13 protein-coding genes are annotated in these 15,911 nt (G+C 45.2%); 4 read left to right on the forward strand and 9 right to left on the reverse strand.

Annotation, left to right across the window (positions count from 1 at the left end):
* Positions 1 to 214: 214 nt before the first annotated feature.
* The 4 genes from QT990_RS22205 to QT990_RS22220 form a co-directional block, all read right to left on the reverse strand.
* The gene (locus QT990_RS22205) at positions 215 to 622 is read right to left on the reverse strand and encodes a transcriptional regulator (RefSeq protein ID WP_333142873.1); all 408 of its coding nucleotides are present in this window, start codon (positions 620 to 622) and stop codon (positions 215 to 217) included.
* Positions 597 to 905: a type II toxin-antitoxin system HigB family toxin gene (locus QT990_RS22210; protein WP_333142874.1), complete on the reverse strand. Its 309-nt coding sequence runs from the start codon at positions 903 to 905 to the stop codon at positions 597 to 599. Before QT990_RS22210 ends, QT990_RS22205 begins: the two co-directional genes overlap by 26 nt.
* 460 nt (positions 906 to 1,365) lie before the next feature.
* Positions 1,366 to 1,587 (reverse strand): hypothetical protein, encoded by a 222-nt coding sequence (locus QT990_RS22215; protein ID WP_333142875.1) that lies wholly within the window; start codon positions 1,585 to 1,587, stop codon positions 1,366 to 1,368.
* Positions 1,584 to 3,353: a S8 family peptidase gene (locus tag QT990_RS22220; RefSeq protein ID WP_333465762.1), complete on the reverse strand. Its 1,770-nt coding sequence runs from the start codon at positions 3,351 to 3,353 to the stop codon at positions 1,584 to 1,586. The genes QT990_RS22215 and QT990_RS22220 overlap by 4 nt, the downstream gene beginning before the upstream one ends.
* A gap of 255 nt (positions 3,354 to 3,608) precedes the next feature.
* Between QT990_RS22220 and QT990_RS22225 the strand changes: the two genes are divergently transcribed.
* On the forward strand, positions 3,609 to 4,025 hold the full coding sequence (locus QT990_RS22225; RefSeq protein ID WP_333035636.1) for a hypothetical protein: 417 nt from the start codon (positions 3,609 to 3,611) through the stop codon (positions 4,023 to 4,025).
* Positions 4,026 to 4,644: 619 nt separating this feature from the next.
* The gene (locus QT990_RS22230; protein ID WP_333142879.1) at positions 4,645 to 6,345 is read left to right on the forward strand and encodes a pentapeptide repeat-containing protein; all 1,701 of its coding nucleotides are present in this window, start codon (positions 4,645 to 4,647) and stop codon (positions 6,343 to 6,345) included.
* Here the strand turns inward: QT990_RS22230 and QT990_RS22235 are convergent.
* Positions 6,342 to 6,563 carry a hypothetical protein gene (locus QT990_RS22235; protein ID WP_333142880.1) on the reverse strand — a complete coding sequence of 74 codons (222 nt, stop codon included), beginning with the start codon at positions 6,561 to 6,563 and terminating at the stop codon, positions 6,342 to 6,344. The two genes, QT990_RS22230 and QT990_RS22235, sit on opposite strands and share 4 nt — an antisense overlap.
* Positions 6,564 to 6,680: 117 nt before the next feature.
* Here QT990_RS22235 and QT990_RS22240 point away from each other — a divergent pair, with 117 nt between their 5' ends.
* Both QT990_RS22240 and QT990_RS22245 read left to right on the forward strand, forming a co-directional pair.
* Positions 6,681 to 8,234: a DUF3696 domain-containing protein gene (locus QT990_RS22240; RefSeq protein WP_333142881.1), complete on the forward strand. Its 1,554-nt coding sequence runs from the start codon at positions 6,681 to 6,683 to the stop codon at positions 8,232 to 8,234.
* The gene (locus QT990_RS22245) at positions 8,231 to 9,118 is read left to right on the forward strand and encodes a hypothetical protein (protein WP_333142882.1); all 888 of its coding nucleotides are present in this window, start codon (positions 8,231 to 8,233) and stop codon (positions 9,116 to 9,118) included. Before QT990_RS22240 ends, QT990_RS22245 begins: the two co-directional genes overlap by 4 nt.
* An 88-nt stretch (positions 9,119 to 9,206) precedes the next feature.
* On the opposite strand, the gene QT990_RS22250 is transcribed toward QT990_RS22245, so the two are convergent.
* From QT990_RS22250 to QT990_RS22265, 4 genes are all read right to left on the reverse strand, one after another.
* Positions 9,207 to 11,300: a HEAT repeat domain-containing protein gene (locus QT990_RS22250; RefSeq protein WP_333465754.1), complete on the reverse strand. Its 2,094-nt coding sequence runs from the start codon at positions 11,298 to 11,300 to the stop codon at positions 9,207 to 9,209.
* A 217-nt stretch (positions 11,301 to 11,517) separates the two neighbouring features.
* Positions 11,518 to 11,877 (reverse strand): nitrite reductase small subunit NirD, encoded by a 360-nt coding sequence (gene nirD, locus QT990_RS22255; protein WP_333057424.1) that lies wholly within the window; start codon positions 11,875 to 11,877, stop codon positions 11,518 to 11,520.
* Between the two features lie 206 nt (positions 11,878 to 12,083).
* A complete protein-coding gene (nirB, locus tag QT990_RS22260) occupies positions 12,084 to 14,648 on the reverse strand; it encodes a nitrite reductase large subunit NirB (RefSeq protein ID WP_333465755.1) in 2,565 nt (854 codons plus the stop codon).
* 432 nt (positions 14,649 to 15,080) lie between these two features.
* Positions 15,081 to 15,869, reverse strand: a complete 789-nt coding sequence (locus QT990_RS22265) for an ABC-2 family transporter protein (RefSeq protein WP_333142885.1) — start codon at positions 15,867 to 15,869, stop codon at positions 15,081 to 15,083.
* Positions 15,870 to 15,911: the final 42 nt, after the last annotated feature.

A 15,911-nucleotide genomic window follows, 5' to 3' on the forward strand; every position in this document is an offset into this window, starting at 1 on the left:
TCCCGAACAGGTGCACCTCGAACCGGAGACTAAATTAGTAGATGCACCCTGATTAATTAACTCCCGACCAATTTTGGTTTGGGTTTTTTTTTTGTGATCGCACTCTATACCACAAATCAGCACTAAATCAACGCCTGTCAGTGTTAATCTGCGTGTATCGCGGTTAAAAATCAGATTTGTCCTGAAAAAGGTGCTGTGAGGCTGGAGAAAAGTTTTAGTCCACAAAAGCAGATGGCGAGATGTGAAATAACTCTCCGAGTTTTTTTAATTGACCGACAGTTAGTTCTCTCTTGCTCATCATAACTTCGTTGAAAATCTCTTCACTCTCAAAGATTTCTAACAATTTTTCTGGCGAAACGTTATCTTCATGTATTAATGTTTTCACCAGGCCAATTCCTTTCAATGTAGGCCAAACTTCGTGTTCTTCTTCATAGTCATACACCAGTGTACCCAACACTTTTAAATAATCCCGATCGTCCGAGGTGATACTTGCTCGATCGAGAATTTCATTAATGCGAGTTTGCGTGGCGATTAATTCATCATCATTAGTGATTGGACGCGGTGGAAAGGTGGTAATGAGTTCCATATAGTAGTTGCTAGGAGTTTTTAAACCAACTGTCATTTTTCCAATTCTCCTTGTTATATTCGGCATGAGTTAGTACGCGACGGATGAAAATTAGCTGATATTCATAATCGATAAAGGTAATGAGTCGGTAGTTGTTGCCACTGATATTGAAAATTGTAAAATTTCCTACGATATCGGCCCAGAGAAAAACTTGGCGGACTTCGGCTAGGTTTTTCCATGCTGCCTCGGACGTTCGCTGATACCATTGTAATAAATTGGGTTCTGCATTGGGGTGTTTGTCCCAAAAGTCTCTCAGGGTTCTTTTGCTGATAACTCGCATAAATTTAAAAAAACAATCAGGTATCAATTCATCAAAATAAACTCATTGAGTATATTTTAAACTGTTTTATAAATGATCGCTGTAAAAACGAGAACTAGATTAGTAGATGCACCCTGATTAATTAACTCGCGACCTTCTTAAGGCGGGTTTTTTTTTTTGATCTATCGCACCCCAAACCACGAATTTCCCCAAATTTACCCAAACTGTCCCGAACAGGTGCACCTCGAACCGGAGACTAAATTAGTAGATGCACCCTGATTAATTAACTCCCGACCAATTTTGGCCGGGTTTTTTTTGGCGATCGCACCCCAAACCACAAATTCTCGCAAATTCTGCCAAAGTGTCCTGAAAGAGGTGGTGTGAGGCGGGAGATTAAATTAGTAGATGCACCCTGATTAATAAACCCCAGCCAATTAAGGCCGGGGTTTTTTTTGCTCGAAAGCTGGATTAGTCGATCGACCTACAACACCTCAAAAGACTGCACCTCAAGAACCGGGCCGATCATAGCAAAAGTCATCACATCCTTGCGGACTTCACCTTTGACACTTACTTTCAAACCAGCTTTTTTCAAGTCAGAAGAAGCATCCTTAAGTTCGTAAGTTTCGCCATCTTCGCCCACCAAAGCCCAAGTGCCCGGGCCTAATCCTTTGCGTTCAATTTCACCTTTGACAGTAATACTCATGCCGATCGCACCTCTGTTTTAATTGCTAAACGTGCCAGTCCGAAACACAGAAAAGCATTGACAATCAAGAATGTTTGTGCTACCAAACCTGTGCCCAATCCCCAGACTGCGGGAGACACAAAAGCATTCACCGCTAAACTGCTGGCAAAACCGATCGAAATTGCGATCGCGATCCACTTCCACTGTTGATGTCCCAACAGCAAAGCAATCAAAATCCCAGGAACCAAAACGCTAGCAAAAAAGGGATTCAGCATACTGCTGCCATTAATTGCGCCGCCGAGTTCGGGAATAGAACTGCCCATCACCCGCAGCGGCCACTGCGGCAAGTCAAATACAAACAAGTTCCGCAGGAAAAAGAATCCAGAACTACCAGCCATCAAGCCGCCGGAAAAGCCCCAAGTCCACTGGAACGGAAAATAATTCCGCAAAAAGAAAGCCAGCAGGTAAGAACCGAGCACCATTGCAATTTTAGGCAACAGGGCGACTGCACCGCCGTCAATCCAAAAGCGGGGGTTGAGATACCCGTTATCGCGCAGCCAGCGGAAGAAATCGCGGAAGTTGATTTGTCCGCGTTGGGCTAGCTGAACTGCTGCGGCTGCGTCTAGGTGTCCTGAACCAAAATGGTTTAACGGATCTTCAGTGACAGTTCGCGAGGATTGCAAGAGTACGCTGCGAATTTCGTCTGGTTCTGTGATGCCGGAAGCCTTGACAAGGGCTGCAACGGCAGCAACGTGGGGAGAAGCCATGCTAGTGCCTTGGTAGCCTTCAAAGACTTCAGCGCCAGTTTCCGGGTCGATCGTACTTTGCAGGATTTTGCCCATTTCAGAACCGCCGGGGGCTGCAATGTCAACCCCTGCGCCGAAATTGGAGTAAGAGGCTTTTTCCTCGTCGGGGCCGAGGGCGGAAACGCCGATGACGTGGGGATAGCGGGCGGGATAGGAAGCGGAACTGTCGCCGGAGTTGCCGGCGGCTGCGATGATGACAACGCCTTTAGAGTGGGCGTAGTCGATCGCCTCTTCCATTAACTGACTTTCACCGCCACCGCCAAGACTCATGTTAATCACATCAGCGCCGTTGTCAGCAGCAAATTTAATTGCTTCGGCGATGTCGGAAACCGTGCCACCACCGCTGCCGCTTAACACTTTTAGCGGCATTAAAGCTGCTTCGTAGGCGATGCCCGCAACGCCGTAATTGTTGTTAGTTGATTGGGCGACAGTACCTGCGACGTGAGTACCGTGGCCGTTGTCATCGTAGGCTTGGGCGCGATCGTTTACAAAGTCGTAGCCCGGTACAAATTTGGTTTCTTTTAAGTCAGCGACTGGAGTAATACCCGTGTCAATTATCGCTACTGTTGTGCCGCTGCCTTTGGTTTCGTTCCAGGCAGATTCTACGTTGATGCTGCGGAGATTCCACTGCTTGGTATACATGGGGTCGTTGGGAATCTCGAAAGCGCTGTAGACAAAGTTCGGTTCAATGTATTCGGTATCTTTAGCCAAATTTGATTTTCTCAGGGCGTTTAGCAAAGTGCGATCGCCCTTAACTACATATACATTGTCCCCCGCTGAGAATTCGCTGTTGAGTTGCGGTGCGACTTGGTACTGTTGGGCGATCGCCTTTACTTGCTTGGCGATCGTGGCATTACCGACATCTTCGCGGAAATCCAGCACAATCGAGTCGTAAGTGCCTTGAGTAGCAAGTCCTGGGAAATTAGAAATCGCCCAGCCGAGACCGATTAAAAATAAGCACAGAAGGAAAAACTTTTTCATTGCCGATCGTCCGTTTAGGGAAGGCGTGTTCACCACAATAACCCACTTTTCACCGCCAGCGCCAGTTTTCCTTGCTGCGACTTGTGGGGCTCTCGCACGCGGGCGTTTGGTAGTTTTCGGCGGTGGCTGTTGCTAGATCAAAAATTGCTCTAATTTCTAGTTGAAATTGCAGAGCAAGTTTTAGGACTTCAATTAATTGTATCATTAGAGAAGATGAGAAACAGAACAAGCGAGTATTTTCAACAAGGGTATTGCATGGAAAGAGGTTTAATGTGGCTGCCGCTGCTGGCAATTTTTATTGGGCTAGCTTGGGCTGGATGGAACGAGTATCAAAAGCTGGAAGCGTATCGCGTCTGGGCCGAACAATTCGCTAAAGCCAAGTACGATATTTATGCTGTACTCGGTCAGCAAGAAGACAGTTTAACTTGGGGAAAACCTACTCGCAGCGGGCCTGTGAATTTGCAAACTTTTTCTTTAAAAGATGTGCAGTCGCTGCGGTTGTTAGTCAACTCTCAGGCAGTTGATTTAGAGTCACCGCCGAATTCGGGAAGTCCAATCGCCCTCGAATTTTTGTTGAAAGATGCTGCTGCGGTGCAGGTTCCTTTTACAGAAATTCCTCTAGCGACTAAATGGGGAAAACACTTGCAGCAAGAATTGCAGCGCTTTAGGTAAAAACACTCTCCGGCTGGGCAGCGTATCAGATAGGAACTCGGCTACTTGAAAGGGAGCATCTCACCTTTGCAGCCCTCCGCTAGAAATTGGAGTTTTGAGGCAGGAGGCAGGAGGCAGGAGGCAGAAGGAAAGAGGCAGAAGGAAAGAAGAAGAAGGAAGGAGCCACAAGAAGGAATGAGCCAGAAGAAGTATTTTTACAAATATGAGATGCTCCCACTTGAAATTACAAAAGTCTGTAAAACTGGTAGTAGAAATAGAACTTAGGCAACAAATCCTTTGAACTGCCATCTATAGGGGTAAAGTACGCACGGATCACCCGGAGGACATGAGTTCTTGCAGTAAGTAATAGGAGTAGTGTTCCCGTGCTTAGCCCGCTCGTGTTCCGCGCGTACCTTACAGTTCAAGTTATTGACCCCCTCGCATCCAGGATACAAGCCCCCGGATTCATTCCTTCGGAGACTCAGGACCTGGGAAATAAAAAACCTGTATCCGATGAAACTTGCCGAACGTATTTATCTGTGGGGTCAATGCTTTAATCTAAAATCTAAAATCTAAAATCTAAAATCGATTGACCCGCGCGTCCTAAAACAGCTAAATTGCCAGCCCCCCAATCTGCGGAATGCAAACACAAGAATTTTTACAGCGCTATCAACAGGGAGAGCGCAACTTTGGTCACATTGACCTCAGTGGCGCTAGTTTAAGCGGTGTTAACCTGCGAGAAATAGACCTCACTGGTGCTAACTTGACCGGTGCTAATTTGAGCTGGTCTTTTTTGAGCAATGCCAAGTTGATAGGGGCTTGTTTGCGGCGCGCGGATCTCCGCAGTGCGGGGCTGGCTGGGGCGAATCTGAGCGGGGCAAATTTGAGCGGGGCAAATCTTGCTAAAGCGGATTTGCGCCTTGCTTGTTTGGAAGCAGCAGAACTCAATTGGGCTGCGTTCCCGGAAGCGGATTTGGGGGGTGCTAATCTTCAAAAAGTTAAATCTGACCAAATTAATTTTGCCGGGGCTAAACTCGACGGCGCGAAGTTGATGGCGGCGGAATTGATGGAGGCGAATCTCAACCGCGCCAGTCTTGTTGGTGCTAATTTAACGGGCGCTAATTTGCGGGAAACGCATTTGGTGGAAGCGAATTTGCGATCGGCAATTTTGAGCGGTGTAAATTTGATTGAAGCTGACTTGAATGGCGCTCAAATGCGATCGACAAATCTGACGGGCGCTGACTTGCACCGAGCTGTGCTGGCGGGGGCGGATTTGACTGAGGCGGTGCTGGATAACGCTGATTTGAGTCGAGCTAATCTGGCGGGTTCTTATTTATTGAAAGCGAGTTTTAAGAAGGCGCTTTTGCTGCGAGCTAACTTGCAAGGAGTGTATTTGCTGCGAGCTGATTTGAGCGAAGCTAATTTGCGAAGTGCTGATTTGCGGAAAGCTGATTTGAGTGGCGCTTATTTGATGGATGCGATTTTGGGTGAGGCGGATTTAAGAGAAGCTTGTTTGATTGAGTGCCGTTTGATTCGGACGAATTTGGAGGGGGCGCAGCTTACGGGTTGCTGTATTCAAAATTGGCAAGTTCAAGATGTCGATCTGTCGAGAGTTGAATGCAGCTATGTTTTTACTGGGTTTGATTATACTGCGAAAGTTGCGGCAAATCGCTTTCCGGTCGATCGCGATTTTGAGTCGGGGGAATTGGGGCGGCAGCATCAAGAGGACAGTTCTACTGTGAAGGTGTTTTTTGATGAATCTCCTAATTGGGAGGCTTTGGTTTTTACGCTGCGTCGCGTGGAGTTGGAAAGCCACGAACTCAAATTCAACGTTCAATTTTTTGAGTCTGCCGGAGAACAAAATTTACTGCGGCTGAGCGCGAACCGTTTGGTGAACGGCAAGATTTTGGGCGATCGCATTTTGGAGCTTTATCCAGATATGTTGGAAAAGGTTTTAGCCAAGGGCGCTGAAATTTTGAGTTTGCTCGACTTGGCTGTTCCTAGTAACAATGCGGAGCCGAGTAACAAGGAAGCGTTGCTCAGAAGACAGGAAATCTACCAGCGAATGGTGCGCCAAATTTCGTTTATTTTGATGTCTCAGACGCCGGATAAATTCTCCGAAAGCGTGCAGCGGCTGTTGGATTATTTGAAGCAGCAAGGTATCCCGACAGAGCAGATTCAAAAGAAAGTCATCAGTCAGGCGATCGTGCAGCGGGCCAAGCAAGACCCGGTTTTTCGGGAACAGTTGCTCACGTGGCAGAAAACGGCATCCGATCGCGTTCGTGGTTCGATGATGGGGGAAGCGGTGCGGTATGCCATCACCCTTTTGATCGATTATTAACAGTTAATTGTTAAAACTTGAAGCCGGCGGCCCGCTAAAGCCCGCACTTGCTCTTCTGCGTCGGAAACTGCAAGCCTCGTGCAGCGGGGCAAGCAATACCAAGTTTTTCGGGAACATTTGCTGGCGTGGGAGAAAACGGCTTCGGATTGCGATCGATGTTCGGTAATGGGGGAAGCGGTGCGGTATGCGATCGGCCTTTTGTGGGAATGAATAGACATAGGAGTGAAAAGCCGCTCTAGGGAGGGCTGGATGCCTGTCCCACAAGAATTGTTGGAGATGTCTTAATGTATAGGATATACTAGACTGAACAGCAAAAAAAATTAAAATTAAAAAAAATGTTAGAAAACATTTCTTTAGAGAACTTCAAAGGGTTTAAAAATTTACAGGACTTGAATGTTAAACCAATCACAATTTTATGTGGAACCAATAGCTGTGGCAAAAGCTCCATCCTCCAAAGCATACTTCTGCTCAAACAAACTCTGGAAAGCCAAGATCCCAACCAAATTCTTTTACTAAATGGAAGGTTCGTAAATTTAGGCTCATTTGAAAACATAATTTTCGAGAAAAACTTGGACAATCGCCTAGTATTTGAATTTACTTTTAAACTGCATAACGAAAACGAAGAATCACCTAACTATATAAATACTATTCAACTAAGAAGGTTGCTTATAGATTTCGCACCAAAAATAGGATTACTCCAGACTGAAGATATTTTGATTTATATCAAACTTGTGGTGAAAACGCCTAAACTTAAAATTAAAAACAGAATTAAAAGTAAAAATCATATAAAACGAATTACTGTTGAGCAGCTCCAATTTAGGATTGAGACAATAGACTCAGATAAACAAAAAATTCCAGGTTCTTCTATTGATATACAACTTGTTGTCGATAAGGATTTATATACAGTTAGCTGGCAGAATATAAAAAATAGAATCAGACGAGATGAGGAAAGTAGTCAAGACGGAAGACTGACTGCAAAAGTTGAATTTACAAATTTATTTTCATTTTTATCATTCTCAGTGAGTGAAACTGACTCTACAAGCCTAACAGGTTTATCAGATATTGCATTTTCATTTGACAGGATAAATAATTTATTTAAAAGACTTTTTTCATCCTATAGCTATATAGGTCCATTAAAAAAAGGACCTTCTAGAAGATACATAAACGAACAAGAAAAGACAGAAATTGGTGTAGAAGGTGAAAATGCTGCATATATTTATTCAACAGACAAAGATCAAACTATTTCCAATCATTATTTTTATGATACTAAAAGTAATTCTTTTAAGCAAAAAAAGGAAATGACCTTATCTAATGCTGTCGAAGAATGGCTAGATTTGATGAATATAAAAGGATTCAAGTCTGAGCTTAGTAATGAAATTGTTTATCTAAACCTTAACTCAAACTCTGCATCCAAAACTCGTGTTAGCATCGCTGATGTAGGTTTTGGAGTAAGTCAAATTTTTCCGATCCTTTTAGAAGGATTAAGGATGCCACAACGGCATACGCTCTTACTTGAGCAACCAGAAATCCATCTACACCCCAATCTTCAAATGCAATTATCTGATTATTTTATTGCACTAGCTCTTTCTGGGAAGAAAGTCATGGTTGAAACTCACAGCGATCACATTATCAATAGGTTAGTGAGAAGAATTGTTGAAGATGACACAGGTACGTTAAAAGATTTAATTGGAATCTATTTTATTAGTGCAACCGATTCGGGATCTGTCTACGAAGAAGTTTGCATTGATGAAAATTTTGGAGTTACTAATTGGCCTGTAGACTTTTTTGATCAAACGGCATTGGAGCAAGAAAAGATTTTAAAGGCCGGCCTAAAAAAAAGACAACTTGCCAGAAGCAGTGCTAGTAAGAATGAACAGGAGAAGCAATGAAAGCTGTCTTCGAGCCTGAAATTCTTTTTATATCTGAATCAGATTGGCAAGATTCTGAAAAAAGAGATACTTTTTTAAAGCATTTGTTAGATAATTTGGAAAATATTAATAACTATCAGATTACAAGGGTATATTGGACAGATGACCTCGAGGGATTACTTTGGGATCATCCTCAATTGCCACCTTGGCGTCAAGATAGAGATTGGAAGTTACAAATTGTTCCTATTATATATAAAGCTTTTAATACCGCCAGACAATTTATACAAAGCCAGGAAAATTTATCTTCATGTCTAATGCAGCCAGTTTTGAAGTGTAGCTGCTTTGAAGGTTTAGCTTTGTGTGCTTTTTTGGAGTTAATGCACATAGTTATAGAGCGAGAAGAAAATGTGTACTTGTGTTTGGGCGTTAATAGGATAAGGGAAGAATTTACCTTTCTTTGTGACTGCCATTCTTTTCAAGTTAATCCTGTGGTGATTGCTAAACCAATTGAATGGCTTGACCAGATTGACTTAACAGAAAGTTACTGGCCTAGTAATATTGATGAGGAGGGAAAATTTAATACAGCTTTAGAGATTGCATTTAAGAAGCTGGATAAACAACCGATCTATGAATACGAATTTTCAAAATCTTTCTTAAAGGATATCATTAAAGTTCAAAATCACAGAACGTCTATTATTGAGCGGACTGCAAAAAGACTAACATTAACTAAGCAAGAAGCAGCTAAAGACTCAAATTTACAAGATGAGTGGCTGACGAATAAAAAAGAGTCTCGTTTTAGGATTACCCAACGACCATCCTCAACCAGGATTCATTACAAGTATGTTAATAAAAAAATGAAATTTTTAAGGTACTACGATGAAGGTGAACACGATGACGGCTTGTAGAGCTTTATTACAGAATACCCGCCGTAGCTACCAAAAAACGGGCTGATATCGCCAATTTTTACTCCTATGTCTAAAAGATTGTTTCTGTTTACCAGTCTTGGCTGCGTAGTCGGCGACCCGCTAAGGCACGCACTTGCTCTTCTGCGTCGGAAACTGCAAGCGATCGCAACAACGGCACAACTCCCGGATTTTCGGGATAATGTTCGATAATCGCTTCGAGCGCTGTAAATCTGGGATTGTAAGGAAAAGAACCGTTTTGATTGTCAGGATCGCTCAAAGCTCGATCACGCAAAAACTCAAACATTCCCGGCTCGTCTTTCCATCCCCGCATTAACTCTACCAGGGCGATCGCCCGCACCTGCGAATCTTCATCCTTTTGAGATCTACTTTTGAGCCACTCGAAAGTTTGAGACTGATTTGTCCGTGCCCGGGCTAACTTTTGCAAAGCGATTTGCCTGACAGCGGGACTCTCATCGCCCTCTGCTTTAGCCTCCAGCAGCATCCAAGTTTCAGGATTGTCTGGCCAGTTGTAAGCTAGTTCAAGCACCACCGCTTGCCGCACCAGCGCTTCCCCAGAATCGAGCTCAATTTTCAGCCAAGGCAAGGTTTCCGGGTGGTCGGGCCACCCCCGCACGATCGATCGCACTAGCACGCTCAGCAGGTGAGAATCATGCTCCAACTCTACCCGGCTTTTGAGGAAAGGCAGCGTCTCGCCCCGGTGAGACCAGCGTTTTGCGATCTCTTCCACCGCAGTTTCTCGGACGTTGAGGTGTCTGTCTGACGCGGCGAGATTTTGCAACCAGCCAAAGACTTCGAGACTTCCTGACGCCACTGCGGCGACAGCCTCCACTACTACTTGCCGCACAGTCCAGTAATCCTCGGAATCAGCTATTTTTTGCAGCAGGGGCAGGGTTTCTGGGTGGTCGGGCCAACCTGCGGCTATCTGTTGTAGGGCTATTTCGCGCAGGTCGGCGTCGCGATCGCCCAATGCTATATTTTTCAAAAAAGTCAGAGTTTCGGGGTTCCCGCGCCAGCCAGAGGCAATTGCTTGCACTGCTGAGCGCCGGACGCTCGAACTCGCGTCGGACTCGGCTTTAGTCTTCAGCAGCGGGTAAATGTCTGGTTCGTCGGGCCAGTGCGAGGCCAATTCTTCTAAAGCTGCTGTCCGCACTTCTTTGCTGCTGTCAGATTCGGCTAGGCTTTTCAGCAGCAGGCAAACGTCGGCTGCAGCAGGCCAGCCCGCTGCCAACTCCCGCACCGCTACGGTTCGCAGGATAGAACTTCCTGTCTGGGCAAGGTTTTTGAGCAGGGAGGCCGTGCCTAAAAGGCTGTGCCAACCTCTGGCTATTTCTTGCCACGCACAGACTCGCACTCCCAAATTTTCGTCGGATTCGGCGGCCTTTCTCAGCAGCAGCAAGGTATCTGTGCGATCGGGCCAATTAGAGGCCAACTGTTCCAGTGCTGCGGTGCGAACTGCGGGACTTTGATCTGACTGAGCCAGGGCAGTCAGCAGCGGCCAGGTATCGCTCGTGTCTGGCCAACCACAAGCCATTTCTCGCACACAGGTCGATCGCACTGCCCAGCTTGGATCGGATTTGGCGAGTTTTTTGAGCATCAGGTAAATTTCTGGCTGGTCTGGCCAACCACGGGCTATTGCTTCGACTGCTGTGGATCGGACTTCGCCACAGTCGGTGGAGTGAGCGAGTATTTTCAGCCAGGGCAGGGTTTGCGGGTCGTTTTTCCAAGTTTGGGCGATCGCGACGATCGATCGATTACGAATTTGATAAGTTTCCTGCAATTCTTGAGCGCTTTGATAAAGAATCAGGAAACCCGTACCGTATTGCGATAACTTTTTTAAAGCGTTTAACAGTTTTTTTTCGGTTTTTTTATTAACATCATTTTTAACTTTTAACAAGCATTGCGCTGCTAAAAACAAATTAATAAATTTTTCTTGTTGACCGTTCTGATCAGTGAGATATTCTATAATTTGGCTCGCTGTTTCTTTGTCGAGCTTAGCTGCAATTTCTCTGAGAACTTCGTGCAAAGATTCGTCCCGCCAGTGCTGGCCGAAAACTTGTATGTTGAGTTCGCCCCAAGTCAGTTGACCGATTTTGAGTTGGGCATGGATTAACTCTGCTACAGTCTGGGGATTATTTTCGGAAACAAGTTTTTTTAACAACATACTGATACCCTGCCCCTGAAGTTTGTTTGCATTGACAATCCTCGCATCAGCTCCGATATTAGTTGAGATTTTTTTGAGCGAGCGTGGAGTATGGAGCCAATCGACTCTATTTTATACGAAAAATACTGAGTCGGGAGGGCCCCAATGCAAAATCCGCCAGCACCCACAGGAATGTTAGGTGGTGGCGGATGGCGATCGAACAATTAAGCCGCTGAATCTAACTAACAGCTACTTGGACGCGATCGGCTACAACCCGAACCGCAAAAGTAGGAATCTTTACCGTTTCATCATCCAGACATTGCCCGGTAGTGAGACTAAAGTTTTGCTTGTAAATGGGAGAAGCAACTTTGAGAGTGCCGTTGCGATCGCCCACAATTCCCCGCGACAAAACAAAAGCTTTACTAAACGGGTCGTAATTGCTAAGCGCATAAACTTCATCCCCGTTTCCCACTCGGAAAATCGCCACTTGTTCGCCTTTAACTAAAGCGCAAACTCCAGTATAAGGGGCGATCGCATCCAGAGAACACACATCTACCCAAGTAGTCACAGTATCTGAAACTTGTAATGATTGAACCATTTTCTTTTCCTGTTATTTTACTTCAATCTCGTTCCCAGTCTCCGGCTGGGAACGTAGGTTTCGAGGCTCTGCCTCGCCTCGCCGAAGGAGGCAGAGCCTCCCGGAATTCATTCCCAGGCAGAGCCTGGGAACGAGATTAATACTCTTGTCCCCCCCTTATTAAGGGGAGTAGGGGTTGAGTAGGGGGCAAGCTAAGGGGGGATCGATTATTCCGAAACTCCAGCCAGAGCCTTTTCATGTTCGTTAGCCGGCCGCGTTTGTCCCCGTTCCGCAACACGAACAATACTCGGATCTGGCAAATCGGAATTCACAAAATGCTGGAACCGCTGCACCTTTTGTGGATCTTCAATCGTCGTTTTCCACTCACATTGATAAGTATTCACTAAATGTTCCATTTGCGCTTCTAATTCAGCACAAATGCCCAGAGAATCCTCAATTATTACCTGTTTCAAGTATTCAATCCCGCCCTCAAGTTTGTTCAACCAAGTAGCAGTGCGTTCCAATCTGTCGGCCGTGCGGATGTAGAAAACCAAGAATCGATCGATATACTTAATCAGCGTTTCCTTATCGATATCCGTCGCCAGCAAAACCGCGTGTTGTGGCTTAATACCGCCATTGCCACACACGTACAAATTCCAACCATTCTCTGTCGCAATTATCCCAAAATCCTTGCTTTGAGCTTCGGCGCATTCGCGAGTGCAACCAGAGACAGCAGATTTGAGCTTGTGGGGCGATCGCAAACCACGATACCGCAATTCAACTTCGATCGCCAAACTCGTAGAATCCTGCACCCCAAAGCGGCACCAAGTGCTACCCACACAAGATTTTACAGTACGCAGAGCCTTACCGTAAGCGTGTCCCGACTCAAATCCCGCATCAATCAACCGACGCCAAATATGCGGCAATTGATCCACACGAGCTCCAAACAAATCAATCCGTTGCCCGCCAGTAATCTTAGTATAAAGCCCAAAATCCCTGGCAACTTCACCCAAAACAATCAACTTATCCGGCGTAATTTCTCCCCCCGGTATTCGGGGCACCACCGAATAAGTACCGTCGCGCTGAATGTTTGCCAAAAAGTAATCGTTCGTGTCTTGCAAACCGACGTGAGACTTCTCTAAAATATGGTCATTCCAAGTAGAAGCCAACATCGAACTAACAGCTGGCTTGCAAATTTCGCAGCCCTTACCTTTGCCGTGTCTTTGAATCAACTCCTCAAAGGTTTTAATCTCTTGAGAACGCACTAAATGGTACAATTCTTGACGAGAATATTCAAAATGTTCGCAGAGATTATTTTTGACTGCAAACCCAGCTTTCTTCATCTCCGACTTGAAGATATCTGTCACTAAAGGCACGCAGCCACCGCAACCCGTCCCAGCTTGAGTGCATTTCTTGACGCTGGCAACATCGGTTAAATTATGATCGCGAATCGCTGCACAAATCTGCCCTTTGGTAACATTATTGCAAGAACAAATTTGAGCCGAATCCGGCAAACTGTCTACTCCGAAACCGGCCGATCTTCCCCCTTCTCGCGGTGGCATCAACAAATCTTCGGGATGCGGCGGCAGAGCAATTTCATTTTGCATGAATTGCAGCAAAGTGCCGTAAGCCGAAGCATCTCCTACGAGAATTCCGCCTAAAATCCGGCTGCCGTCTTGATTTAAAACTAATTTTTTGTAAATGCCTTGGAAGGTGTCAGCAACAACAATTTCTTTAGCATCGCCCGACTTGGGAAAAGGCTCTCCAAAACTAGCAACATCCACCCCCAATAATTTGAGTTTAGTGGACATATCTGCACCTGTAAAAGTGCTTGTGGGACGGGCATCTTGCCCGTCATCCGCTACACTGCTCAAAATATCTGCTGCTACGCTTGCCATTGTATACCCAGGCGCAACTAAGCCGTAGATGCGATTTTGATAAAGGGCGCATTCTCCGATCGCATAAATGTCAGGATCGGAGGTTTGGCAGCTATCATTAATCAAAATGCCACCGCGTTCTCCTACTTCTATACCGCAACTTCTGGCAATTTCGTCGCGGGGGCGAATGCCAGCAGAAAACACTATCATATCTGTTGCCAATTCCGAACCGTCAGCAAACAGCATTTTAGTAACTTTGCCATCTTCGCTAACAATTTCTGTTGTAGATTTGCTGGTGTGAACCGAAACCCCCAACTCTTCTATTTTGCTACGGAGAATTGCCCCGCCAATTTCGTCAACTTGCACGGGCATCAGCCGCGATGCAAACTCAACCACGTGAGTTTTTAGACCCATATTTTGCAGAGCATTAGCACACTCTAGACCTAACAAACCGCCGCCAATTACTACGCCAATTTTGCAATTTTTAGCGTAATATGACATCGCTTCCAGGTCGTCAATTGTCCGGTAAACAAAAGTTCCTGTAGCGTCTTTGCCTTTAATTGATGGCACAAATGGATAGGAACCGGTCGCGAGAACAATTTTGTCGTAGGGAACTTCTAAACCGTTGGCTGAAGAAACTATTTTTTTTTCCCGGTTGATGGCGACTGCTTTGTCGCCAATGTGAATCTGGATGCCGTTTTGTTGATAAAATCCCGGTGCAACTAAAGATAAATCTCCCGCTGTTTTGCCAGAGAAAAATCCGCTGAGGTTTACGCGATCGTAAGCAACGCGCGGTTCTTCACAAAAAGTAATTAAATTCCAGTGTTTGGTAGCATCCGAGCTCACCATTAACTCCAGGAACTTGTGACCTACCATGCCATTGCCGATTACAATGAGGTTTTTTTTGGCTGTCATTAGAATCTCTTTTATCCCGTTTATCAGTCGTTGGGTTAATTAATATAAGACTTTATTGTAAACTTTTGTACTTATATATACAAAAAATGGAGATTTATGCAATTGTCGAATACTCCCGATTGCATTTTTGCATGATGTCTGCGATCGACTTAAGTAGGTGCGTCAGTCGATTTTAGATTTTAGATTTTAGATTTTAGATTTTAGATTTATATCATGTCAGGTCGATTACCCGAAATCAGGTAGGGGCGGGTTCACCAACAATATCTGCCAATAATTGACAATCTCAAAAACCCGCCCGGCCGGGATATTATGGTCAATCGATCAGACATGATATTACTCGACAGTTAAGTAGGGTGCGTCACGTCTTTTTGACAAAACAATTAACATTTTTACTGTGACGCAGCTTACAGTTTTCTAATTTTTAATTATTATTTAAGCTCCCATGCCCGAATACTGCTTCAAACCCTGCCGCCAAAGCCAGCGATTCCACACAAAAAACACCGCACTCCAACCCAACATTACCAACAAACCACGGCCTACATCTACGGGTAATCCTATCAAGATTGAAGCGGGAAAATGAATCAAATAAGGAAACGGCGTCCACAAAACTACTTCGCGCACGGGTGCGGGAAACACTTGTAGCGGCGCGATAAGTCCCGATAAAAATAGGTAAATTAAAAGCCAGAATTGTTCGATCGCACTTGCCCTTTCCAGCCAAAAAGCAAACAGCGCAAAGGTATACTGTATCAAGAACCGCAAGCAAAAAGCCAAGACGATAACCAACAAAAACAGCAAAAACCTGCCCAAACTCGGCAGCCAAAAAGCCTGCGGGTAAAGTGCAAAAAACAGCAGCACTAATCCGCATATAAACGGCAGCCTCGCAAACCTTTCGGAAACGTGAGATGCAAAGTGATGCCATACGGGATCGAGAGGCTGCAACAATCTATTAGATAGCTCGCCTTTCACTACTTGCTTTTCAAAATCCCAAATCACCCAAACTACATTTGTTTGCCTGACAATGAAAGCCGCTAAAAAATAACGGGCAAAGTCGATCGAATTCAGCCCAAATTGACCAGTTTCGGCCGCCTGCATCCAGACGCCCATCAAGATAAACGGCAAAGCTCCCGACAGCGCCCACAAAAACAACTCTGCCCGATATTCGAGCATATAAGCGTAGTAGGTAACTAGCAAAGTTTTAGCAATTTTGATGGATTTTGTCATATCAATTGTAGATTTAATTTTTCGGTGTTAGCAACGGGCAAG

Source organism: Microcoleus sp. T3_B1, from assembly GCF_036700445.1.
In the GTDB taxonomy this organism is placed as follows: Bacteria; Cyanobacteriota; Cyanobacteriia; order Cyanobacteriales; family Microcoleaceae; genus Microcoleus.

What these genes read in the sequence shown, in the direction of transcription:
- QT990_RS22205 (WP_333142873.1), bottom strand. Translation starts at nt 622, where the DNA reads ATGACAGTTGGTTTAAAAACTCCTAGCAACTACTATATGGAACTCATT.
- QT990_RS22210 (WP_333142874.1), bottom strand. Translation starts at nt 905, where the DNA reads ATGCGAGTTATCAGCAAAAGAACCCTGAGAGACTTTTGGGACAAACAC.
- QT990_RS22215 (WP_333142875.1), bottom strand. Translation starts at nt 1,587, where the DNA reads ATGAGTATTACTGTCAAAGGTGAAATTGAACGCAAAGGATTAGGCCCG.
- QT990_RS22220 (WP_333465762.1), bottom strand. Translation starts at nt 3,353, where the DNA reads ATGAAAAAGTTTTTCCTTCTGTGCTTATTTTTAATCGGTCTCGGCTGG.
- QT990_RS22225 (WP_333035636.1), top strand. Translation starts at nt 3,609, where the DNA reads ATGGAAAGAGGTTTAATGTGGCTGCCGCTGCTGGCAATTTTTATTGGG.
- QT990_RS22230 (WP_333142879.1), top strand. Translation starts at nt 4,645, where the DNA reads ATGCAAACACAAGAATTTTTACAGCGCTATCAACAGGGAGAGCGCAAC.
- QT990_RS22235 (WP_333142880.1), bottom strand. Translation starts at nt 6,563, where the DNA reads ATGTCTATTCATTCCCACAAAAGGCCGATCGCATACCGCACCGCTTCC.
- QT990_RS22240 (WP_333142881.1), top strand. Translation starts at nt 6,681, where the DNA reads ATGTTAGAAAACATTTCTTTAGAGAACTTCAAAGGGTTTAAAAATTTA.
- QT990_RS22245 (WP_333142882.1), top strand. Translation starts at nt 8,231, where the DNA reads ATGAAAGCTGTCTTCGAGCCTGAAATTCTTTTTATATCTGAATCAGAT.
- QT990_RS22250 (WP_333465754.1), bottom strand. Translation starts at nt 11,300, where the DNA reads ATGTTGTTAAAAAAACTTGTTTCCGAAAATAATCCCCAGACTGTAGCA.
- nirD (WP_333057424.1), bottom strand. Translation starts at nt 11,877, where the DNA reads ATGGTTCAATCATTACAAGTTTCAGATACTGTGACTACTTGGGTAGAT.
- nirB (WP_333465755.1), bottom strand. Translation starts at nt 14,648, where the DNA reads ATGACAGCCAAAAAAAACCTCATTGTAATCGGCAATGGCATGGTAGGT.
- QT990_RS22265 (WP_333142885.1), bottom strand. Translation starts at nt 15,869, where the DNA reads ATGACAAAATCCATCAAAATTGCTAAAACTTTGCTAGTTACCTACTAC.